The following is a 22474-nucleotide window of genomic DNA, read 5'->3' as shown; positions in this document are numbered from 1 at the left end:
TATTTGTGTCTTCTTACTTAACAAAACGAAATCACAACAAAACCAACAAATAATGACTCAACAAAAAGGCGTTGCATAAATGCGGGATGAAATCATAAAATTCTACTTTTAAAACTCTTGCTCTTTGCGCCTTTGCGCCTCTGCGTGAGACAAAAATCATCCCATTGATCAGCAACGCCAACAAAAAATCAGAAAATGATTTTGCAGGGGGCTTGGGAGAGAATCAGGGCGGCCGCATCATGTCAATAAGACTAATCTATTCTCAATAGACGTAAAAATAATCTCATTAAACCCCTGCTTATTGACAAAGATTTTAGCGTTGGCGTAGCCCGCCGCAGGCATCGCTTTGAGCCTTGTAAAATAAATCAAGCCAGAAATACTGATTTTTTCGTTGATTCTCAATTTCAGTAGTCATTACGTATACTTCAGATGCGTTCGCCCTGACCCATCAACCTCTTCAGGCCGATGGAATGCCTAAATTGGATTACACCTCGATTTTGTAATTGAGTTGATGCTCATCTCCAGGTAGACCTCGAAAACCCCAATTGTGCTTGGGAGTTTCAAAAATTGTGATTTCCAAATCTTGTGCTGAAATTCCTATTAGTTGTACACGCTCAAACAGTAAACGAATCAACTGTTTTTTCGCCTCAACACTGCGTCCCTCGATCATACTCAACTCCAAGATAGTATAACGCTCGGTGCGCTCAGATGGATAGAAAAAATCATCTCTTTCCAAAGGAAAAAAGCGATGTGCGCGTTTGTCTGATGGATATTGAAGTGCATCTATCACACAGGAATGAATGACATCTGAGAGTTTTAGCTTAATTGGCTCAAGATGTTCTCTCAATCCATAAATTTTGATCTGTACCATATTATTCTTTTGTTTTTGATGTTTACCAGATAATACCTCCATCAAAAATACTGCAATTATGTTGAGAAATCTTAGTTTCTAACCATAGTTAATTTTTGCGTTAATTCACATCTTGCACCTAGCCCCAGCGAATAGAATTCGCACGCCAGATGCTTCAAGTCGGGCATTGCCCGCCCAACGCACTGGCTCGGCTATACAAACGCGTGGTGTGCCTATCGCGCTTGCGCTGCGCTTGGCGCACCACGCGGACTAACGCAATATCAAGGGTTTGGAACCCGCGCAGGCGGTGAGGGGGTCGCAGTCTTGGCGGTTCCCGTCGATTGCGTTAGCGCAGCGTAAAGCCTGACGGCATGGCTTCGCTTAGAGCGACGTACTCCTTCGGAGAAGCAAGCTACGCGTAGCGTCTCCCTTTGGGAGAAGGAGCGTCACCCCCGAACCCGTTAGCGCAGCGTAAAGCCTGACGGCATGGCTTCGCTTAGAGCGACGCAGGAGCGTCAGGGGTTTTGTCTGTGTAGCCGCGACTTCAGTCGCCCTCGTGCAAGATATGTGTTAACGTTCTTTGCGGATTAATCGCTTATTGTCATCAACCTAAAAAACCTAGCCTTCAACTGGAGTGGATGTTACCTCCTGATCTTTCACCCGAACTCAGGTTATCCTACTCTGCACTAGAATCTCCCCATTCTTTAATAGCGGAAAATATCGACGAATAATCATCATTAGCAAAAGACATTTTCACGGCTGTGTACAAAATATGTCTTACTGATTCAATACTGCTGAGATCCAAACCTAAAGCTTTGGCTTCAGAGATAAACAAATCTGTATCTTTGAGCAAATGTTTGGTTGGGAAATTGGGATTTGTATAGTCTTCAGACAACATTCGTTGCAGCTTTTTGTCAAAGGTAGGTGCATAAAGCGAACTTTCGCGGAGAATTTGCATAAAAGATTCTGTATTGACACCTTGACGCTGCAAAAAAGCCAGACTCAGCGCGAAACTAGTTGTTAGGGATGCAATTAATTGATTTAAGGCTAATTTTAGTGCTGCGGCGCTTCCTACAGGCCCAATCAGTAAAGGTTCTGGGCCAAAATTTTGCAGTAATTGTAAATGTCTTTGATATTGTTCTGGTTGCGCGCCTACCATCACAATTAACTTACCAGTTTGAGCTTCTGGGATACTACCTAAAACTGGCGCTTCTATATATTCGCCACCACCGCCAACTATTGCATCTCGAATTTCTTGGCTTTGGGTGGGTGTAATTGTCCCCATTTGGATGATAGTGCGTCCTTCGAGGGTGCGCCAAGCCGTATCAGATAGCAAGACTTGATAAATAGCTGCGGCGTTAGTCAGCATTAAAATAATGCAGTCAGCAGCACGAATGGCTTGACGGGGTTGCGTTGCAATTTCAGCGCCAGCTGCTTGTAATGGTGCTAGTTTTTCTGGGGTGCGATTGTAGGCAACTACTTGTATATTGGCTGCTAACAACCTTTGTGCCATTGGTTGTCCCATCAGTCCAGTTCCCAGAAATGCCACCTTCATTGTTCACGTTCCTTTGGTACAGCGTAGGCGAAGCCTTGTGTAGACATCGCGGTTCTATCGTTTGATTGTAATTGAAGGGCGAAGATTGATTTGAGATTTAAGATGCTATTCTCAGCTATCAAGTTCGCCCAAAAATGCTAAATTCAACCACCTGCGGCAAAAGTCACCATAATGACAACAGAAAGTAAAATACCAGGTGTCAGCAGCATTACTAGCATTAACAAGTCATGAGTACTCATAGTGAGGATTTTCCTAAAGAGGATTTCGCAGTAATCAATAGTTATGCTAGTCCATATAACCAGGATGCCGCAGACCTATAGATAGTTTTAACTTTTCACCTTACTTTTACTTTGGCACAAATAGCCCTTTTAGGGGTTGAGAAATTTCTTGAGTGTGCAGTCCTTTGCTTTGCACTAAAACGCCAAAGCCACCTAGTCCTGTGGGATCTATAAGTTTGTGGAGTGATTCTCGGCGTTGCAACAACTCGGCAATTGATATCTCTTGATAAGACAAAGATGCAATTTTGTCGCCCAAACCCAACGCCATCAAAAATAGACCTTGTTGTGTAAACCCAACTTTGGTTAAACCACACTGCTCACCCCAACGTTCTAAGGCTGTAAAGTCAACATGGGCGGTGATATCTTGTCGCCCAATATTGATATAAGGGTTGTCATGGTAGCGATGTTGATAGTAGCACTGTAATGTTCCTTGCGATCGCCTGGGGTTATAGTAGCGACTAGCAATATAGCCATAATCAACTGTTACCACATACCCGCGCTGCAAGCGGTCTGCTACTATACTCAACCAATCAATAGCCGCTAAATTAATTTCGCTGCGATAGCCATCTGGGTAATTTACAGATAAATCAATCCCAATTAAATCAAAGTATTCTTTTAGTTTAGGTGTTGAAGGTTCCCCAGTTACTTCCATAAATGGGCTTGGTTGTTGACTTTGAGAAGTTAAATCAGCTGCTATAGTTACATAAATTTCTTTAAATTCACCCGCTTCTAAGACAAACTGATGTACTGGCAAAGCATCTACCAATTCGTTAGAAAAAAAACAACCAACAATTGAATTACTCGATATTTCTGCTAGGTTGCACCAACGCACAAAAAATTTTGCTAATCTTTGTTGTTGTTCTTGTCTTAACCCGGGAGACTTTTCCACAATTACATAATCTAATGCTTGCAAAAAATCTGGGTAGTGTAATTGATAATAATTGAGGATATGCATGGCTAACAAGCCTTGACCTGCTCCCATTTCTACTAACGAAAATGGTTTTGGTCGTCCTAAAATCTCCCACATTTGCACAAATTGTTCTGCTAGTGATTCGCCAAAATCATCACCAAGACTAGCAGAAGTGAAAAAATCCCCACCTTTAAACCCAATATTGACAGCTTTGCTGGAATAGTAGCCATATTCTGGATGATATAGCACCATATCCATATATTCTGCAAAGGTAATTCGCTTTGGCAGAGTGTTAGTAATACGTTCTGATATGGCGGCACACAGCGCGGAGTTAGAATTCATCATTAAACTTTTAAACGATAAAATAAATGCGGCAAATTAGCATGGATAATCTCACGCTCGTATTCAAAACCTAGCTTTTCCATCACTCTTTTTGAAGCAAGATTATTTGTTAATGTAAAACAGATAATATCTTGCAAACCCAGTAAATTAACACCTACTTGCAAAATTTTTCTCCCCATTTCAGTGGCAAATCCTTGACCCCAAAATTTAGCCATTAAAGCGTAGGCTAATTCTACTTCAGCTTTACCTTCAACATTTGTTTTTCTGAGACCAGCACGACCGACAAACTGCTTAGTAACTTTGTCTCTAAATACCCATAGACCAAAGCCATGACTTTGCCAATGATACAAATTATTTAAAATAAACAAGCGTGTCTCCTCATCCGAACGAATTCCTCCTAAAGTCGCCATAACTTGATGATTTTGATGCATTTGATTGAGTTCATTTAAATGAATAAATCTTAAACGTTCAGCAAATAAACGGTCAGTATCAAATGTTTCTAGTGATGCCATTTTGCTAATCTTGAATAAATAAAAATCTGCCAATTATTAAATATATTTTTTCCTGAACATTGCTAAATTTAACAGCAAGACAAATTAATGATTGTTGTTATGACAACCAATAAATTGGGACTGAAGAAGAAGAGAAAAAATAGACTTTTGCTTAACTATTGCCATCAGCAGTTGATAAATTTCATCAGGATAATTGACACTCCACTACTCATAATTTACAAACAACTTAACATTTTGTATATGCGTTACATCTATTTACTATTGAGGATAGTACTGAGGACATTACTAGCTTAATACTCTGCTGCCACGGCTATCCAACTATTAGCCTGTTATTGGTCAGGTAATGTTGCTCACTTTCACTGTGAGTAAAAGTAAAATTTAATCACAATATCTTAGTGTTAATACTCAGACTTTAATGTATAAATATTACGAATAATTGAATAATGTTATCTTCTTCACAAATTCCTCAGATTTGCTAACTATCCTCGTAGGTGTAGACAGCTATTTGAGTGACAACAAGTTAATCAAGTGGCTGGGCTGTTTTTTAAAACCCCTTTATATCAATTGCTTTAGAAAAATATGAATTACTGTCTTTGCTGCTCTGAAGTACTTTTACAACAAGTTCGCGGTTCCGAAATTACTTGGTTTTGTCGTCACTGTTGGCAAGATATGCCTGTGTTGTCTTGTCATCTTGCTGGTTTGTTAAATAGAGGTATCAAAGAAGAACTACCTAGCACATCTCAACTGAGAGAAAATGTACAAGCTACAACTTATACCAGTTCTCAAAACAAAATTACGGGCTGGATTGGAGTTAAAGATGCACTAGTCTAAATAGTGAATACATGGAGTGATAATTTTTACCTTTTAATCTCAAAATTTTGATTTTGCTTTAAGTACTGAATTACACATAAATGCGTCTTTGCCCAAGCAGAAGTCTGAACCAATTCCAAATTTCTGATTTACTGCACCAAAGTTTGCCATTCTTATCGGAATATAAAGATTGATTAAGATAATGGCAGACTGAAAAATATGATCAAGATGCTAATGCAAAGCTGGACTGGATTTAAAACAAATTTACAGATGGATTGGTTATTGATAAATGCTGTACAGTTTTCTGCTTGGGCAGTTTTTTCTCTGTTACTAGCGGAGGTGCTAAGGGACATTTACCATGCTTTGTGTCATCAAGTAGTTTGGCTAGCTAAATGGCACAACAAGCATCATGCAGCTTATCGTCGAGATTTATCAATAGTGTCGCCGAAGATTTACCAAGAGTCCCAGCTTTACCACGACATTGTAGAGTCGATTTTGTTGGTAGTGATTTTGACGGTAGTTGCTTTATTAATTCACCAATGGGGATTATGGATAGGGGTAGCTTATGCTTTGACCTTTTTGTATGGGGCATCGGTGCGATATTTTTTCGGGAAAGTAGAGACAGATTTTAATCACTTACCAGGTTCTTTAGAAGTGATTCCTTCGGTTTGGTTGGTAAATCGTGCTTATCATTGGCGACATCATTTTGATGATGTGAATGCTTATTACAGTGGGGTGTTTCCGCTAGTGGATAAAATTCTGGGTACAGGACTTTCGCTCAAGGGTAAAACTGTTGCTTTGACTGGCGCATCTGGCAGTTTAGGCCAAGCATTAACCACGGAACTGCTTAAACACAATGCTAAGGTTTTAGCTTTAACGACTAATCCTGATAAATTTGCTACCCAAGCGGGGGTAACTGTGCTTGCTTGGGAGTTGGGGAATGAGTCGCAACTGCGGGATAAATTAGAGAAAGTAGATATTTTAATTATTAATCACGGGATTAATGTTTATGGCGATCGCACCTCTCAAGCCATCAACTCTTCCTACGAAGTCAATACCTTTTCGGCATTGCGGTTAATCGATGTGTTTATGTCAACCGTGACAGGGCCGCAAGATAAAGCCACAAAAGAAATCTGGGTGAATACTTCCGAAGCGGAAGTCTCACCAGCCCTAAGTCCTCTTTATGAATTGAGCAAACGCACATTAGGCGATATCATCACGCTAAAACGCCTGGAAGGAAATTGCATCATTCGGAAATTAATTCTTGGCCCATTTAAAAGCCAACTTAACCCCTATGGTGTTATGTCAGCCTCACAAGTAGCTAGTGCAATTATCTTTTTCGCAAAACGCGACTTCCGCAATATTATTGTGGCTATCAATCCTTTAACTTATTTACTATTCCCCATTAAGGAAACGAGTACCTGGCTTTACTATCGAATTTTTAGTAAATCAGCGTAATATCATTGGGGACTGGAAAAGGCACAACATTTAAAGTTAAATTGCCGCGGTTTTATCAAGTACGCGGGGCAAAAGCCAGAAAAAACTCTTGTTCTGCTTGCCCCCTTTCCCCTTTGAATGTCTATTTTTGACTAGGTTTTAAGGCCAAGAGTATTTCTAATTGACTGGTTGATTTATCAGGACTGGTAGCAGTTGCAGCAAAACCGCGAATCGAATTTAAGACAGCACTAGTTTCTGGGGGAATTGGTCTACCTTGGGTAGCAAAACGATTAACTAGAGTCACGGTTTTATCCATATCTAAATAGAAGTAGCCACCGTTAGGCTGCTGCAATGAACCTGTGACTGCTTTAAAGGTGTCGCTTTTATCTAAACTTTTGCCATTAGACGTTGCTACAGCCTCAGCAACCGGGCCGCCAACAGCTAAAAAGACGGTATCTTGGTCTAACCAACCGTGAGATAATAATGCGCCTTGTTGGGGTATCTGCCATTCTGTGACATCTTTACCGCCAATATTTCTGGTAGCAATGTTGATTCTTTGGGCTTTGGCTAGATTATCAAGTTTAGTAAAGGTGGCTTCTGCTGTTTTGCGATCGCTGGTATCAAATATAAAAGCACCACCAAAACCAACATTTGCTAATACACCTTGATTAGATGGAATCGCAGCAAAGCCAAATTCTCCATCCATCCAGCCAAAAATATCTTTATCTAAGTCAAGATTGACAAATTTCATCTGAGCGCGTACTTGCTGTAACCCTTGCTGAATGTCGGGATAGTCTTTGGACTGTTCCACAAATGTTTGCCAGCCACGGCTAATTCCGTTACCACTTACTAAAGCAAAGGTATCGCTGGGAAATTGCGCCAATATTTTAGCAGGCGTATTTTGATACTGAAATTTGTTTAGTTGCGGATCTAAATTAGCGATCGCTTTGACTCGTAATCCTTTATCGTCAACGCCAACACCTGCTACCATTGATTTTACTTGTTTTAATTGCGCCAAAGCTTGTGGCGGTAGTTGTCTGGCTTGAGGATTAGCGGCTGCTAATTGCTGTACCATCCCTGTATAGTCTGGTACATAAATTTGAGCCAAAGTGTTTTGCAAATTAATTCCTTTAGCAAAAAGACTATTAGCATCTTCTTTCGTAGCAAAAGAAGCCTGACCTTTATAAGTATCAATTGCTTTTTCTACAGATTGCTTTTGTGGAGCTAAGAGCAAATAGCTGTTATTAACAACTACACTATAGGTAGACTTGTTATTTTCGATAGTTTCCGTAATTTTTTCGCCTTTATAGTCAGTTTCCTGACTTTTCACTCCTTTTTGAGTTTTTAATTTATTAGCAAAATTTAAAGCTGTTAATTTATCTTTGATCCCCACCACTAATAAGACATTTGCCTCTTGTTGCGGTTGAATAACTGGCGGTATTTCTGGATTACCACTGACACCATTATTAAATTGAGTCGGTTTAGTCTGATTTGGTGGTAAAACCGCGATCATAATCCCACCAATCCAAGGTTTGATATCTTTCTCATAACTAATATCACTGCCTTGAAACGCATTTTTATTCAAGTCATCTAAACTTTTGGTTAATAACTTTTGTGCTTCAGGAGTGCCAAACTCTTGTAACTTAGCCCAAGCTTGTGGATCTGTGGTGACATAAGTAGCCATGAGTGCCGAAGCGGGTACTAATTTAGCACTGCTTAAAGCACCTGCGCTGTCTCCAGAAGGGCCTTTAAATACATATGTATAGACGGCTACGCCTCCTACAATCGCTACAACTGCGCCAATTGCAGGCAATAAAAAATTTGACTTACGTTCAGGCATTGTAATTTTCCTATATTTTCCTCAAATTTTTACCAAGCTGAGTAAAAACGTCATTGTTGAGTTCTCGGAATTATGCAAAAACTTCACGATTTCTTCGGATTTCACTGTTAGAATTTAGTAAATTTACAGGCAAACAGCAAAAAGAACTCCAAACAAATACTTCAATGAGATGAGAGCCAAATCCGTAAGCGGAATTATTATTCATCTCGAAGGATGTCTTGTGGGAATGCAGCACGCTATTCTAAGCTAGAGAAAAATGGGCGAGTATTTGTACTCAATGAAAATTTACATCGGGCTAAAATTTCTACATCCAACCCAGAAAGATTAACGATAATCTTTCAAACATTGCAAAAATTGCATAGCACCTATCCACTATTTTGATTTACCACCCCAAGCAAATAGGATTATTCTCTTAAATATTTAGTCAAATTTTTTAGGATTAAAAGGCCAATCAGCATCAATGTCGAATTATTATTTTGATACAGAAAGCAACGGACACAAATCTTTTGAGTTACCAGGAGCTAGACCACACTATAACCCCGATCGCCCTGGACAAGTTGAACATATTTTTCTTGATTTACATCTAGATATTCCCAAACAAAGTTATCACGGCAGTTGTAGTATTCGTCTCGCACCAGTCCGCAGTGGAATTGAGCGCTTAACGCTGGATGCAGTTAACTTAAATATCCAGTCTGTACAAGTCGATGAGGTGGTGCAGAAGTTTGACTATGACGGCGAACAGCTTTCGATTCAACTTTCGCAACCAACTCAACTGGGCAAAAAAATATTAATTGCGATCGCATATTCAGCTGAAAAACCCCAACGTGGTATCTATTTTATCCAACCAGACAAACACTATCCCCACAAACCCACCCAAGTCTGGACTCAAGGAGAAGACGAAGACTCGCGTTTTTGGTTTCCCTGTTTTGACTATCCCGGACAACTATCAACTTCGGAAATTCGCGTCCGGGTTCCTAAACCATTAGTAGCCATTTCCAACGGTGAATTAATTGACACCGCCGCAGAAGGAAACGACAAAATTTATCATTGGTCACAACAGCAAATTCATCCTACCTATTTGATGACTTTAGCTGTCGGTGACTTTGCCGAAATTCGAGATGAGTGGAAAGGTAAACCCGTAACCTACTACGTAGAAAAAAGCCGGGAAGAAGACGCTAAACGCAGTATGGGGAAAACTCCCCGCATGGTCGAATTTTTGAGCGAAAAGTATGGTTATCCATATCCTTTTCCTAAATATGCTCAAGTTTGCGTTGATGACTTTATCTTTGGCGGGATGGAAAATACTTCCACCACCTTATTAACAGACCGTTGTCTTTTAGATGAACGCGCCGTCTATGATAACCGCAACACCGAAAGTTTAGTTGTCCACGAACTAGCACACCAGTGGTTTGGTGATTTGTTGGTAATTAAGCATTGGTCTCATGCTTGGATTAAAGAAGGAATGGCTTCTTACTCCGAGGTGATGTGGACGGAACATGAGTATAGTGCAGAAGAAGCCGCATACTATCGTTTAATAGAAGCGCGGAGTTATTTAAGCGAAGATAGCAGCCGCTACCGTAGGCCAATGGTGACTCATGTTTATCGGGAAGCCATTGAACTTTATGACCGCCACATCTACGAAAAAGGGTCTTGTGTTTATCACATGATTCGGGCGGAATTGGGCGAAGAATTATTTTGGCACGCCATTCATACCTTTGTGCAAGATAACGCCCATAAAACTGTGGAGACAGTAGACTTACTCCGCGCCATTGATAAAGCTACAGGACGAAATTTAGCTTTCCTATTCGACCAATACGTTTATCGTGGCGGTCATCCTGATTTTAAAGTGGCTTATTCTTGGGATGGCAATGCAAATTTAGCCAAGGTCACAGTTACTCAAACCCAAGCCGATAACAAGAACAGTAAAAATTTATTTGACCTGAAAATTCCCATTGGCTTTGGCTACGTTCAAAAAGGTTCCACTGAAAAACTCAGCACTTTCACAGTCCGAGTACACGAACACGAACAAAGTTTTTATTTCCCCCTATCAGCCAAACCTGATTTTATTAGCTTTGATGTCGGTAATCATTTCCTCAAAACTGTTGCTTTGGAATATCCAGTTCCAGAGTTAAAAGCACAGTTAGAATTTGACCCAGACCCACTTTCTCGGATTTATGCGGCTGGGGCTTTAGCGAAAAAAGGTGGTTTAGAAGCGACCAAAGCCTTATCAAAGTCACTGAAAAACGATCCATTTTGGGGTGTGCGGGTAGAAGTAGCGAAACAATTGGCCGAAGTCAAGTTAGACCAAGCTTTTGATGGGTTAGTCGCTGGGTTAAAAGATAAAAATCCTTACGTACGTCGTGCTGTAGTTACAGCATTAGCGACTATCAAAACCCATGATAGTTATAAGGCTGTGAAAGAGGTAGTGCAAGAAGGCGATCGCAGTTACTATGTAGAAGCCGCCGCCGCCCGTGCCATTGGGGCGATCGCAGCTGCTAATCTAGACGAAAAGCCCAAAGAAGAAAAAGCCATCAAACTGCTGAAGTCTGTTTTAGAAGAAAAAGCAGGTTGGAATGAAGTAGTCCGTGCTGGTGCTGTTGCTGGTTTAGCTGAACTTAAAACCTCAGAAGCAGCTTTAAATCTACTTTTAGAATACACAAAACTGGGAGTTCCCCAAGCCTTACGTTTACCAGCAATTCGGGCTTTAGGCAAGATTTCCGTCGGTCAAACCCCTGTCAACCTAGAACGGATTTTAGATAGATTAGCTGAACTTGCCAAAGAAACTTTCTTTTTAACTCAAATGGCGGTAGTTGCTTCCTTAGGACAGATGCAGACACCGAAAGCAATTGGCATTTTGCGCGCACTTTCTGACCAAACCCCCGACGGACGCGTGCGCCGTTATGCTGATGAAGAAATTGGCAATGTCCAAAAGCATATCGGCCCAGAAACGGCTTTGCGTCAATTGCGCGAGGAATTAGACCAACTCAAGCAACAAAACCAAGAACTCAAAAGCCGCTTAGAAGATTTAGAGGCGAAGTCGAAATAGGGGTTAGAGGCTAGAGGTTAGGGGTTAGGGGTGAATGGGTAATTATCTTTTTGTGCTGGACTAGTCTACCTAAACTTTCCTAATTCCTAGCCCCTAGCTTCTCTCCTCTAATCCCTAACTCACAAAAATATTTTGTACTTTTATAAAGTATAATTAAGGAAAAGATAAAAAAGCTAGGCAGCACGGTAGTCTTTGATAGCCGTGTGTCTATTTAAAAAAGTTAACGTTTTATAGTTTTGGATAAAAAACCACAGTTATTTTCAACAAGCGATTAGCTTGCATTTTCGGATGCAAAAAAACAACAGTGTAGATTTCCCAGTTGAAGAGGCAAACAAAAGCGTGGGTCAGTATCAACCTGCTGAACTAAAGCGATACAATCCAGAAGCGATCGCTCGTCACTATCGTTACCGCCCCTGGTTAGCATGGGGACGCTTACTCAAAATTATCTGGTCTTTTGCTGGATTCATTGTAAGTCTGAAATGGGACGAATGGCAAAATCAAGTTGAGCAAAATAAAGGTAAACGAGCTATTCAACTGCGTCAACTGCTGACTAGGCTAGGCCCTACCTTCATTAAAGTTGGTCAAGCCCTTTCTACCAGACCAGACTTAATCCGCAAAGACTTCTTAGAAGAGTTGGTGAAGTTGCAAGACCAACTGCCACCTTTCGATAATGCGATCGCCTATGCAATTATCGAAAAAGAACTCGACTGTGCAATATCAGACGTTTACAGCGAACTATCCCCAAACCCTGTAGCAGCTGCTAGTTTGGGTCAAGTTTATCGCGGGCGTTTGATTAGCGGTGAAGAAGTAGCAGTCAAAGTCCAACGTCCTAATTTGCACCCCATACTCGCCCTTGACCTTTATTTAATGCGGTGGGCTGCAAGTTGGCTAGCACCTTGGCTACCTCTGAATCTCGGCCATGACTTAACTTTAATTGTGGACGAGTTCGGCACTAAATTATTTGAAGAAATTGACTACATCAACGAAGGCCGCAACGCGGAAAAATTCGCCAACAATTTCCGTAATGACCCGCAGGTAAAAGTCCCAGCTATTTACTGGCGTTGCAGTAGTAATCATGTTTTGACGCTGGAATGGATAAACGGCTTCAAGCTGACAGATACTCAAAGTATCCGCGCCGCAGGGTTAGACCCAGAAGTGATTATCCAAATTGGTGTAACGTCGGGTTTACGCCAACTTCTAGAATTTGGTTTCTTTCACGCTGACCCCCATCCTGGTAATTTATTTGCCATGCCCGATGGTCGAATGGCTTACATCGACTTCGGTATGATGGATCAGTTAGAAGAAATTACCAAAGAAACGTTAGTTGATGCCTTAGTCCATCTGGTAAATAAAGACTATCTCGACTTAGCTACCGATTTTGTCAATTTAGGTTTTTTAACACCAGACACAAATATTTGCCCAATTGTGCCAGCCTTAGAAGCAGTTTTAGGCGATGCTATTGGTAAGAACGTCGGTGATTTTAACTTCAAAACCATTACCGACGAATTTTCGGAATTGATGTATGAATATCCTTTCCGGGTTCCGGCCAAGTTTGCCTTAATTATTCGTTCTTTGGTGACACAAGAAGGTATTGCCCTCAGCCTTAACCCCAATTTCAAAATTGTTGAGGTTGGTTATCCATATATTGCCAGACGACTACTGACTGGTGAGTCACCGCAATTAAGACGACGCTTACTGAATGTGCTATTTAAAGATGGTAAATTCCAGTGGCAGCGATTAGAAAATTTAATTGCGATCGCTCGTACCGATGGTAGCTTTGATGTACTGCCTACCGCTCAAATGGGTTTACAATATCTGCTATCAGAAGAAGGTAAATTCCTGCGGCGACAGTTAGTATTAGCACTGACAGAAGACGACCGTTTGCACACCCAAGAAGTGCAACGCTTGTGGGAATTAGTCAAAGATGATATCAAGCCCAATCGTATATTCGATGTTGCGATCGGCTTTTTAACTAATTTATCCCGCGAAAGCGTAGCTGCGATCGTCCCAAGTGCTACCACGCTGGTTAATTTTGATAATTTTCCCTCAGCCATTGGGCGATAAACAAAATTCAGGGTTGAAATATGCAGGCTTTGTTGCTTGATTTCACCCTGAATTTTTATTGTGCTTTTAAAATTTTATCTTTAATATAATTGGAGTTTTCATGTACTATTTTCCCCAACAACCGCCTTATTTTCTCCTAATTCTTGGCTTATTCATTGCTGTAACTTCTGGCTTTAGTTTATCTGGTACTCTAAAAATTATTGTCAGAAAATGGGCAAAAGATAGTGCAGTCAAACCAGAGTCCAGTTCTTTCACTAGACAATTATTAGTACCATTTTTAGGTATAACTCTTGGCGTTAGCTTATTTCTTTATTCAGGTTTAGCCATATTTGGTTTCCCGCCTTTTCTAGCTTTAGCAATTGGTTTACCACTCAGCCTTTTAACCTGCTTGCTTGTGTGGTTACAGTTAGGTAGTATGCTAGATTTTGCCAAGGATAAAGGAATGCAATCTCTAGATTTAGATTCATTGTCTTAGATAATAAAAAATAGAATAATCAACTTAACTGCTTACCACTGCTTCGGTTGACACAATCATGTAGGGAAGCAGTTTTGCATAAAAATTATCTATAGGACTCATATTTGATTTATGAAAAAAATCAGTACCTCTTTCAAGGGGCAGAGAGACTAGAAAATGTAACTCATCCATATCAAAAATGGGCGTTGCATAAATGCGGGATGAATTGAGATGTTTAACAAAAATAAAATATTGATTCTTCGCGCCTTTGCGCGGCAGTCGCTTCAAGTCGGCAGAGCCGCCCAACGCGCTGCCTTGCCTTTGCGCGAAACAAAAAACATCCCACTAATCAGCAATGCCCAAAAATGCTGTATATTGCCACTGTCTGCTAGGCATCCCTGAGCCAATGTTTGAGGATTTTTAGTTATACATCCATTACTATACTTAACCTTGTAGAGTTTTTTTGTTCACACTTCTATTTATCAGCTAGTCGTAATTTAAATTGCACCATATTCATGGTAGTAAAAGCTGCAAACCCTCTCCCTTGCTCCCTGCCCCCTGCTCCCCTGCGGTCTCAATGTCAAAATTAAACGATTAACAGCTTACTACCCAGAGAGTGACACAAGAGGGATAATATTCATTATTCAAAAATTTGCATTTAAATTCATGATGAAAAAAAGCAAATTACAAAGGTTTATGCTTTTGTTTTCATGCTTGCTTTGCTTAGGTTTATGCAGTATGCGTCCAGCAATTGCAGGTAACTTACCTCAGGATTTGCTCAAACAACCAGCCACAGAAATTTCCGTAAATTTGAGTAATGCGGCTAACGAATTTAAGTTTGAACCAAATCATTTAGAGTTAGTATCAGGAAAACGCTATCTTCTGCAACTCAAAAATCCTAGTCAATTAAAGCATTACTTTACTGCCAAAGATTTTGCTGATGCTAGTTGGACACAAAAATTAGAAGCTGGCAAAGTTGAAATCAAAGGAGCCATTCACGAACTTGAATTAAAACCAGGTGCAGAAGCGCAATGGGTATTAGTCCCGCTAAAAGCAGGAAAATACAGCCTACGCTGTCCTATTGCAGGGCATACTGAAGCTGGGATGACTGGAGAAATTATTGTCAGTAGTTCTGAATCAACTTTGCCGCAATAAACTAAGTTAGATTTAAATATAGATATTGTTTCTCAATTATCCTAGAAAAAACACTGCCTCTTCCATCAAGCGGCATCAGCAATTATTAATTTCCCCATGAACATTCTCAGCAATTTGCTTTCTCAACCAGCTAAGATTACGTCTCCACCAAAGCAACGTCGAGGAATAGAACTGAAATCGCCACGCGAAATTGAAATTATGCGGCAATCTGCCAAAATTGTGGCAACAGTACTCAAAGAAATTTCCGAACTGGTAAAGCCAGGGATGACGACGGCTGATTTGGATGCTTATGCAGAAAAACGCATCCGCGAAATGGATGCCATACCCAGCTTTAAAGGGTATCACGGTTTTACTGGTTCTATCTGCGCCAGCATCAATAATGAAGTCGTACACGGTATCCCAAATCCAAAAAAAGTCATCCGCGCTGGGGATGTGTTGAAAGTAGATACGGGGGCTTGTTACCAAGGCTTTCATGGGGATTCTTGTATCACAATTGCGGTGGGTGAAGTTACCCCAGAAGCCGCTAGACTGATTCGTGTAGCCGAGGAAGCCCTTTATAAAGGTATTGAAAAAGTCAAAGCAGGTGCGTATCTGCTGGATTTAGCAGGAGCCATCGAAGACCATGTAAAAGCTAATGGTTTTAGTGTGGTAGAAGAATTCACTGGACATGGGGTTGGTCGCAACTTGCACGAAGAGCCATCAGTGTTTAACTTCCGAACACGGAGTATGCCGAATGTGAAGCTGCGTGCGGGAATGACTTTGGCAATTGAGCCAATTTTGAATGCTGGTTCTAAACATACCCGAACCTTAGCCGACCGTTGGACAGCAGTAACTGTAGATAATTCCCTTTCGGCACAGTTTGAGCATACTGTTTTAGTCACAGAAACAGGTTATGAGATTTTGACCGATCGCACTAAAGTATAGTTGAGTGAGTGCGATCGCATTGTCAGAGAGTGCGATCGCATTTATGGTAGAAATAATTCTCCAAAGAGTATTTCAATATTCAGTATAATTTTTGACTTCTAATATATCCTCTTAGAAGTCAACGCTGCGAGCTGTTCCTCTAAGGGATAAAGTATGGTAAGTCTGTAGCTGTCCTTCAAGTATGGGAGATAAACCGCGCAGAACATTGCGTTGGGTAGTAAAAATTGCTTCTGTCTCAATTGGGTTCTCTAAACTAGATGACAGATTAATGCTTGGCAGTAATAGGGTCAGTCTGACTTCCTCTCCTGTATCCGCATCGGGTTCAACAAGTACTGTGACCAGCTTACCAATATTTGTTTCTACTACATTGATTTCTTCACCTGTGAATTGCCGATCAAAATTTTGAGTTTTATAAGTAAGTTGCGGCCCACCAATGAAGCTTTCCAATGAGTAATGAATTTGCACATCATTATTGTGAAGGTCAAAATCATTTGGTTCAATAATTTGTTCTGTCATAATTTTTTTTCCTGTAACAGGTTGATGGTTTAAAGTGTGTTTATTTGTCAATAACATCAGTGATATTGACACAATAGAATTGTCTACGTACAAGCTAAGTTATGAACAGTTGCTGTTCTGAATATAAATATGCTACGAAAAAGTTACATTTGTAATTAACTATTTTTCGATAAATTTAGCAGCAATAATTAAGTATTTTTAGACTCTTGTGCTATTTTCATATTTTGCACGAGGGCGACTGAAGTCGCCGCTAAACAGGCAAAACCCCTGACGCTCCTGCGTCGCTAACGCTGCGCTAACGGGTTCGGGGGTGACGCTCCTTCTCCCAAAGGGAGACGCTACGCGTAGCTTGCTTCTCCGAAGGAGTACGTCGCTCTAAGCGAAGCCATGCCGTCAGGCTTTACGCTGCGCTAACGCAATCGACGGGAACCGCCAAGACTGCGACCCCCTCACTGCCTGCGCGGGTTTCAAAACCTTGATTTTTAGTTAGTCCGCGCAGGCGTACTTAGACAGAATAGTTTTGAGTTTAAAGCTCAATACCTGTGTAGTTTGTTTGATAATTTAATAAGGTTTCTTGTGCTTGTTTATAAACAAAGGTATTTTTAGGAATTTGTTTTAACAGATTAATTGCTTGTTCCCATTTACCTTTAGCTTGTTGTCTAATTGAGAGAGAATGGGGCGAACTTTGAACAAAAAAATGTGCTTCTATGGCTAGTTTATGTGCTGATTCTAAATTAGCTAGGGCTTTTTGTTCAGAAATTAATTTTTTACTAATAGCATGATGGTAAAAACGATAGTTATTCAGTTTGGCTTTAGCTTGTGCAGAAACTGAAGTATTGTCAGGGATGCTTTCTAGTAACTTGATAGCTTCTTGCCATTTAAATTTTGCTTGTTCCCAGACAATAAGAGGATGGGGTGGTTTTTGAACTAAACTAGATGCTTCTAAACCCAAAACTTGAGCAGCTTTAAAGTTGGCATTTGCCATTTCTTCTTGATTGAAATTTAGCTGAACGTGCTGGATTTGGGGAATTTCTGATTTAACTATCCAACCACCCAAACTTAAAGCCAATAACCCTACAGTAATCATGCCGCTATAATAATTTAGCGTTGGCTTTTCTATTTTTTTTTGTGATTGGCTAGCTAATTTACGTTGACGAGCTTGAGGGTTGATTAAAAGTTTTTCGGCTTTGACTTTTAAAGAATTAAGTTGCAAAATTAACGAGTCGATTTTGTCTTGATAAAATTCACAATCATTAATAATATCTGTCAATTCTTGCAATCTACCGTCACCAGAGATAATTAATTCCTGGTCATCATCTAACCATTCTAAAGAAAAGCCTGTTTTGCCACAAAAAGACGATACACCTAGTAGTATATTTAGCAAATTTTGACTTTTTTTAATATTATCAAAGATAAATTTTAATCTCTCTTTTACCTTAAAAGCCGCTTCTTGAGCTTTAATTATTTGCTGAATTTGCTGTTGTAAAAATTTAGGTTTTTCTAGGTTTAATTGAATTTTTAAAATTTCCTCTGCTGTTTGAAACACTGCTGGGATACTATCATGTTTAGCATCAGTATTAACCTGATTAATTAACTGAATATTGCTTAAAATATCCGCAGCGATCGCCTGAATCAAATCGCCCCAATCAACCCAAACATCTATTTTAGCTTGGATTTCTGCCAGGGTGATATCGGCGGGTAATTTGCCAAATTTAGCTGTTAACAGTCCTGGATAATCATACTTATACAAATAGACTGTATAAGCTCCGGCGTTAAATGGTTGTTCGGCTGATTCTAGATAACTAAATGTGGCAATTGGTGATTTTTCTAGTTGGTTAAATTGCAGAGTTTGATTAATTTTGTCTTGAATATTGCGTAGTTGATCCTGGGCATGATTAATCGTGGCAATTTGCCGCATGATGTCGTGGGAATAGCCAATATTCAGCCTCAGAGTTTGAACTATTTTTGGTAATTCATTCACCAGTGTTTCTAGATCAGCCATAAATATCCCTTGGGGATTTGCCGAAAGTTGATAGGAAACAATTAAAATGACTATGCTGCAAGATTAGGGTTTGCATAAAAACCTAGTCTGGCCAATGGTAGAAGCATCCTGATTAAAAAATCTGAGGCGCTATGGATTCATGGTTCCCGGAAATTTGGTTTAAGTAACAAATCCACTGGAAAAATTTTAAATAAATGCACAATTAGTAACTAAAGTCAAATATGAATGCCATTGATTTAGCGTTTACCCCAGCAGTCGAGTTGGCGCAATTAATTCGCCGTCGGGAAGTGTCGCCACTAGAATTAGTGGAAATATATTTACAAAGAATTGAGCGATTGAACCCCCAATTGGGAAGTTATTTTACGGTGACGGCAGAATTAGCACTCGCCGATGCGAAAGCCAAAACCGAAATGCTAGCTACAACCAGCGATTTACCGCCTTTTTTTGGTGTACCGATTTCTATTAAAGACCTCAACACTGTAGCTGGTGTACCTTGTACCTACGGCAATCCGGCGTTACTTAAAAACATCCCGAATTATGATGATGGGGTTGTGAGTCTGATTAAACAAGCTGGATTCATTATTCTTGGGAAAACTGCAACCTCGGAAATTGGTTCTTTCCCCTACACCGAACCCACGGGATTTCCGCCAGCGAGAAACCCTTGGAATTTAGAATATACTCCCGGCGGTTCTAGTGGTGGGGCGGCGGCGGCTGTTGCTGCTGGGTTATGTGCGATCGCTCAAGGTTCTGATGGTGGTGGTTCGATTCGTGGCCCGGCGGCTTGTTGTGGTTTGGTGGGAATTAAACCCTCAAGAGGTAGAGTCACAAAAGCCCCAGTCGGCGATCGCTTGGGGGGAATTGCTGTCAATGGCCCGATTGCCCGGACTGTGGCTGATGCGGCGGCAATGTTGGACGCAATTTCTGGTTACGTTACAGGTGATCCCTACTGGTTGCCAAATCCTGAACCGTCGTTTTTAGCTGCGACTCAAGCGCAAATTTCTGGGTTAAAGATTGCCTTCGCCACTCAAATTGCGCCTTTGGGGACTGCGGATGCTAACTGTCAACAAGGAGTATTGCAAACAGTCCAATTATTAGAACAATTAGGTAACACCGTTGAAGAAAAATGTCCCGATTTTAGTGGGTTACTAGCACCGTTTCAAACAGTTTGGCAAGCTGGGGTGGCGGCATCGGGAATTCCCGTGGAAGCATTACAGCCTGTGAATCGTTGGTTGTTGGCACGTACAGGGACGGTGGCGGAATATCTCCAGGCGTTATCGTATTTGCAGATTGTGTCACGGCAAATTGTGGCATTTTTCGAGCATTTTGATGTGTTGGTATTGCCCGTTTATTTACATTCACCAATTCGTGTAGGTGAATGGGCAGCCCTGAGTCCAGAAGAAGCATTTCAAAATATTGTGCGTTGGGTTGCCCCTTGTCCTGCGGCTAATGCTACGGGACAACCTGCGATCGCTTTACCAGTAGGTTTCGATAGCCACGGCGTACCCATCAGCGTGCAGCTTGTGGGTAAACCGGCGGCGGAAAATACCATTATTAGCCTCGCCGCCCAGATAGAAGCCGCAAAACCTTGGATTCAGCATCGTCCTGCATTTGCGATTTAATCGGCGACAACAAAGGGAATGGAGAAGATATTTTGTGCAAATTGGTTGCTTCGGATGCGAGATGACGATGTGCGAACCAATTTTTTTGGTTTTCTATCGCTGATTTTCCGTTCCCATTCCCTACCAAATATTAAGTTATGTTAATTTAACGCTAGCAAAGCGTAAGATTACCTTTTGCGGCTTTGTCAAACCGAGCAAAAGTTGGCTATTGTCCATCATTTAAAACCGTAGCGATCAGCTTAGAATGCTTAATCTGCAATGATTAGAGGCGATCGCATCGAGTAGAATATCCCTGGCATTAGCTCTGTAATCAACCAGCTAGAAGGCAGAAAAAAAGATTTTTCTCTGGTTCTAAAATTTAATGGTTTCTCGAGAAACCAGGGTTTTTACTAAGTATTTTTTCCTACTAAAAGCCTAGTTTTGCGAGTAACACACCCCAAAAAAGCAGAAAAAATCCTGAAATCCATATAAATTAACGGTTTCATATATCCACTTCTGGCTACTACACCTTAGAATGATTCATTGAAAAGTCGAGCCAATGGGATGTGTAGCCATTTTGAGTATAAATACTCCCGGCGATGACTTTTGTAATTCTGCAAACAGAGATTTGAGTAAAGATACAACACGGTGTATCGGGTCAAAATCTCAACTAAACATGAAGGAGCTTATATGAACAAAGGTGAATTGGTTGATGCAGTGGCAGAAAAAGCTAGTGTGACCAAAAAACAAGCAGATGCAGTATTGACAGCTGCTTTAGAAACTATCATTGAAGCGGTTTCATCTGGCGATAAAGTGACACTGGTGGGGTTTGGTTCTTTTGAATCACGGGAACGCAAAGCCCGCGAAGGGCGTAACCCCAAAACAAATGAGAAAATGGAAATTCCGGCAACCAAAGTGCCTGCTTTCTCTGCTGGTAAACTCTTTAGAGAAAGAGTCGCACCCCCAAAATCTTAAGTTTTGTTTACGGGATTTTTATTTTGATGCAGCAACCAGCACACGGGGGAAATTTAGCCTGGGCAGCAGCACTGGCTGGCTGTCCCCGTGATGCTATTCTTGATTTTTCTGCGAGCATCAGTCCTTTAGGGCCACCGGATAGTGCCATCGCTGCGATTAAGTCACAACTTGATAGTCTGAAGCACTATCCTCAGCCAGAGTACAGTGACCTGAGACTCGCTCTGGGTCACTTCCATCAATTACCACCAGAGTGGATTCTGCCCGGTAATGGTTCAGCAGAGTTATTAACTTTGGTGGGTAGAGAATTAGCAGCCTTGGCTGCAACAATTTTGCTGACTCCAGCCTTTGGCGACTACTACCGAACCCTAGCGGCTTATAACGCGAAAGTCCTGGAGTTACCTATTAATTGGAGTCATTTGTCATTTGTCAACGATGACACGAGTCTGAGTGTTGACAGCCAGCGTTTAGAAATTCGCGGACAAAAAACCAATGACAAAGGACTGCTGTTAAATAATCCCCACAACCCAACCGGGAAATTATTTTCACGGCAGGAAATTTTACCTCTTTTAGAAGAGTTTGCCTTGGTGGTGGTGGATGAGGCGTTTATGGATTTTTTGCCACCTGATGCAGAACAAAGCTTAATTAGGGTGGTGCAGGAGCATAAAAATTTAGTAGTGTTGCGATCTCTGACAAAATTTTACAGTCTGCCGGGGCTAAGACTGGGATATGCGATCGCTCACCCTGATTATTTGTCGCGTTGGCAGTCTTGGCGAGATCCTTGGCCTGTCAATAATCTAGCGGCAGCCGCGGCAATTGCTGTAATTGCAGATCAGGCTTTTCAACAGCAAACCTGGCAATGGCTACCACCGACCAGAAACCAACTGTTTCAAGGTTTAGCCGCCATTGGGGGATTGCAGCCTTATCCTGGTGCTGCGAACTTTTTACTGGTGGAATCACAACAGTCTACGCAGTTACAGCAAAAACTACTCCAACACCATCAGATTTTAATTCGGGATTGCCTGAGTTTTAAAGAATTAGGCGAGCGCTTTTTTCGGGTGGCAGTGCGCTCTGTGTCTGATAACCAACGCTTATTAACAGCGATGCAAGCATTAGTCTAAAATTCGTAATGGCGATCGTGGATTCGTTAACCCTACGAATTACGTAATTAAGAATACCAATTACTAATTATTTTGCTCCTTGTAGAGA

The 22474-nt window shown here is 41.0% G+C and carries 19 protein-coding genes; 12 read left to right on the top strand and 7 right to left on the bottom strand.

Features of this window, described 5'->3' with window-relative positions; genetic code table 11:
• Positions 1 to 484: 484 nt before the first annotated feature.
• Positions 485 to 871, bottom strand: a complete 387-nt coding sequence (locus H6G69_RS29525) for a tautomerase family protein (RefSeq protein WP_190692677.1) — start codon at positions 869 to 871, stop codon at positions 485 to 487.
• A gap of 112 nt (positions 872 to 983) precedes the next feature.
• On the opposite strand from H6G69_RS29525, the gene H6G69_RS33675 reads away from it, so the two are divergent.
• Entirely contained in the window at positions 984 to 1124 is a 141-nt protein-coding gene (locus H6G69_RS33675) for a hypothetical protein (protein WP_206757653.1), read from the top strand.
• 402 nt (positions 1125 to 1526) lie between these two features.
• On the opposite strand, the gene H6G69_RS29520 is transcribed toward H6G69_RS33675, so the two are convergent.
• The 3 genes from H6G69_RS29520 to H6G69_RS29510 all read right to left on the bottom strand — a co-directional run bounded on the left by H6G69_RS29520 (position 1527) and on the right by H6G69_RS29510 (position 4447).
• Positions 1527 to 2405, bottom strand: coding sequence for an NAD(P)-dependent oxidoreductase (locus H6G69_RS29520; protein ID WP_190692676.1), 879 nt, complete (start codon positions 2403 to 2405; stop codon positions 1527 to 1529).
• 345 nt (positions 2406 to 2750) lie between these two features.
• On the bottom strand, positions 2751 to 3935 hold the full coding sequence (locus H6G69_RS29515; RefSeq protein WP_190692690.1) for a class I SAM-dependent methyltransferase: 1185 nt from the start codon (positions 3933 to 3935) through the stop codon (positions 2751 to 2753).
• A gap of 2 nt (positions 3936 to 3937) precedes the next feature.
• Complete coding sequence (locus tag H6G69_RS29510) at positions 3938 to 4447, bottom strand: GNAT family N-acetyltransferase (RefSeq protein ID WP_190692675.1); 510 nt, start codon at positions 4445 to 4447, stop codon at positions 3938 to 3940.
• Positions 4448 to 5026: 579 nt separating this feature from the next.
• On the opposite strand from H6G69_RS29510, the gene H6G69_RS29505 reads away from it, so the two are divergent.
• Together H6G69_RS29505 and H6G69_RS29500 are read left to right on the top strand one after the other, a co-directional pair.
• Positions 5027 to 5278, top strand: a complete 252-nt coding sequence (locus tag H6G69_RS29505) for a hypothetical protein (protein WP_190692691.1) — start codon at positions 5027 to 5029, stop codon at positions 5276 to 5278.
• Between the two features lie 249 nt (positions 5279 to 5527).
• Entirely contained in the window at positions 5528 to 6715 is a 1188-nt protein-coding gene (locus tag H6G69_RS29500) for a bifunctional sterol desaturase/short chain dehydrogenase (RefSeq protein ID WP_397327027.1), read from the top strand.
• Between the two features lie 121 nt (positions 6716 to 6836).
• On the opposite strand, the gene H6G69_RS29495 is transcribed toward H6G69_RS29500, so the two are convergent.
• Positions 6837 to 8534: a DUF3352 domain-containing protein gene (locus tag H6G69_RS29495; protein WP_190692673.1), complete on the bottom strand. Its 1698-nt coding sequence runs from the start codon at positions 8532 to 8534 to the stop codon at positions 6837 to 6839.
• A gap of 460 nt (positions 8535 to 8994) precedes the next feature.
• Between H6G69_RS29495 and H6G69_RS29490 the strand changes: the two genes are divergently transcribed.
• From H6G69_RS29490 to map, 6 genes are all read left to right on the top strand, one after another.
• Positions 8995 to 11580 carry a M1 family metallopeptidase gene (locus H6G69_RS29490; protein WP_190692672.1) on the top strand — a complete coding sequence of 862 codons (2586 nt, stop codon included), beginning with the start codon at positions 8995 to 8997 and terminating at the stop codon, positions 11578 to 11580.
• 339 nt (positions 11581 to 11919) lie between these two features.
• Complete coding sequence (locus H6G69_RS29485) at positions 11920 to 13644, top strand: AarF/UbiB family protein (RefSeq protein ID WP_190692689.1); 1725 nt, start codon at positions 11920 to 11922, stop codon at positions 13642 to 13644.
• Between the two features lie 100 nt (positions 13645 to 13744).
• Positions 13745 to 14119, top strand: coding sequence for a hypothetical protein (locus H6G69_RS29480; RefSeq protein ID WP_190692671.1), 375 nt, complete (start codon positions 13745 to 13747; stop codon positions 14117 to 14119).
• Between the two features lie 210 nt (positions 14120 to 14329).
• Complete coding sequence (locus H6G69_RS29475) at positions 14330 to 14500, top strand: hypothetical protein (RefSeq protein WP_190692670.1); 171 nt, start codon at positions 14330 to 14332, stop codon at positions 14498 to 14500.
• A gap of 294 nt (positions 14501 to 14794) precedes the next feature.
• Positions 14795 to 15253 (top strand): cupredoxin domain-containing protein, encoded by a 459-nt coding sequence (locus H6G69_RS29470; protein ID WP_242072229.1) that lies wholly within the window; start codon positions 14795 to 14797, stop codon positions 15251 to 15253.
• Between the two features lie 96 nt (positions 15254 to 15349).
• Entirely contained in the window at positions 15350 to 16177 is an 828-nt protein-coding gene (gene map, locus H6G69_RS29465; protein WP_190692668.1) for a type I methionyl aminopeptidase, read from the top strand.
• A 111-nt stretch (positions 16178 to 16288) separates the two neighbouring features.
• On the opposite strand, the gene H6G69_RS29460 is transcribed toward map, so the two are convergent.
• The gene (locus H6G69_RS29460) at positions 16289 to 16693 is read right to left on the bottom strand and encodes a hypothetical protein (RefSeq protein WP_190692667.1); all 405 of its coding nucleotides are present in this window, start codon (positions 16691 to 16693) and stop codon (positions 16289 to 16291) included.
• Between the two features lie 526 nt (positions 16694 to 17219).
• Positions 17220 to 18695, bottom strand: a complete 1476-nt coding sequence (locus H6G69_RS29455) for a hypothetical protein (protein WP_190692666.1) — start codon at positions 18693 to 18695, stop codon at positions 17220 to 17222.
• Between the two features lie 221 nt (positions 18696 to 18916).
• Between H6G69_RS29455 and H6G69_RS29450 the strand changes: the two genes are divergently transcribed.
• The 3 genes from H6G69_RS29450 (at position 18917) to cobD (ending at position 22386) form a co-directional block, all read left to right on the top strand.
• Complete coding sequence (locus H6G69_RS29450) at positions 18917 to 20314, top strand: amidase (protein ID WP_190692665.1); 1398 nt, start codon at positions 18917 to 18919, stop codon at positions 20312 to 20314.
• A 669-nt stretch (positions 20315 to 20983) separates the two neighbouring features.
• Positions 20984 to 21268, top strand: coding sequence for an HU family DNA-binding protein (locus tag H6G69_RS29445; RefSeq protein ID WP_015111786.1), 285 nt, complete (start codon positions 20984 to 20986; stop codon positions 21266 to 21268).
• A 26-nt stretch (positions 21269 to 21294) separates the two neighbouring features.
• Positions 21295 to 22386 (top strand): threonine-phosphate decarboxylase CobD, encoded by a 1092-nt coding sequence (gene cobD, locus H6G69_RS29440; protein ID WP_190692664.1) that lies wholly within the window; start codon positions 21295 to 21297, stop codon positions 22384 to 22386.
• Positions 22387 to 22474 lie beyond the last annotated feature (88 nt).

Source organism: Nostoc sp. FACHB-110 (genome assembly GCF_014697425.1).
GTDB lineage: Bacteria > Cyanobacteriota > Cyanobacteriia > Cyanobacteriales > Nostocaceae > Nostoc_B.
This window is presented reverse-complemented; position numbering and strand designations above follow the sequence as displayed.

Excerpts from the sequence above, each read along its gene's own strand:
- H6G69_RS29525 (WP_190692677.1), bottom strand. The coding sequence starts at position 871 with ATGGTACAGATCAAAATTTATGGATTGAGAGAACATCTTGAGCCAATT.
- H6G69_RS29520 (WP_190692676.1), bottom strand. The coding sequence starts at position 2,405 with ATGAAGGTGGCATTTCTGGGAACTGGACTGATGGGACAACCAATGGCA.
- H6G69_RS29515 (WP_190692690.1), bottom strand. The coding sequence starts at position 3,935 with ATGAATTCTAACTCCGCGCTGTGTGCCGCCATATCAGAACGTATTACT.
- H6G69_RS29510 (WP_190692675.1), bottom strand. The coding sequence starts at position 4,447 with ATGGCATCACTAGAAACATTTGATACTGACCGTTTATTTGCTGAACGT.
- H6G69_RS29505 (WP_190692691.1), top strand. The coding sequence starts at position 5,027 with ATGAATTACTGTCTTTGCTGCTCTGAAGTACTTTTACAACAAGTTCGC.
- H6G69_RS29500 (WP_397327027.1), top strand. The coding sequence starts at position 5,528 with ATGGATTGGTTATTGATAAATGCTGTACAGTTTTCTGCTTGGGCAGTT.
- H6G69_RS29495 (WP_190692673.1), bottom strand. The coding sequence starts at position 8,534 with ATGCCTGAACGTAAGTCAAATTTTTTATTGCCTGCAATTGGCGCAGTT.
- H6G69_RS29490 (WP_190692672.1), top strand. The coding sequence starts at position 8,995 with ATGTCGAATTATTATTTTGATACAGAAAGCAACGGACACAAATCTTTT.
- H6G69_RS29480 (WP_190692671.1), top strand. The coding sequence starts at position 13,745 with ATGTACTATTTTCCCCAACAACCGCCTTATTTTCTCCTAATTCTTGGC.
- H6G69_RS29475 (WP_190692670.1), top strand. The coding sequence starts at position 14,330 with ATGTTTAACAAAAATAAAATATTGATTCTTCGCGCCTTTGCGCGGCAG.
- H6G69_RS29470 (WP_242072229.1), top strand. The coding sequence starts at position 14,795 with ATGCTTTTGTTTTCATGCTTGCTTTGCTTAGGTTTATGCAGTATGCGT.
- map (WP_190692668.1), top strand. The coding sequence starts at position 15,350 with ATGAACATTCTCAGCAATTTGCTTTCTCAACCAGCTAAGATTACGTCT.
- H6G69_RS29460 (WP_190692667.1), bottom strand. The coding sequence starts at position 16,693 with ATGACAGAACAAATTATTGAACCAAATGATTTTGACCTTCACAATAAT.
- H6G69_RS29455 (WP_190692666.1), bottom strand. The coding sequence starts at position 18,695 with ATGGCTGATCTAGAAACACTGGTGAATGAATTACCAAAAATAGTTCAA.
- H6G69_RS29450 (WP_190692665.1), top strand. The coding sequence starts at position 18,917 with ATGAATGCCATTGATTTAGCGTTTACCCCAGCAGTCGAGTTGGCGCAA.
- H6G69_RS29445 (WP_015111786.1), top strand. The coding sequence starts at position 20,984 with ATGAACAAAGGTGAATTGGTTGATGCAGTGGCAGAAAAAGCTAGTGTG.
- cobD (WP_190692664.1), top strand. The coding sequence starts at position 21,295 with ATGCAGCAACCAGCACACGGGGGAAATTTAGCCTGGGCAGCAGCACTG.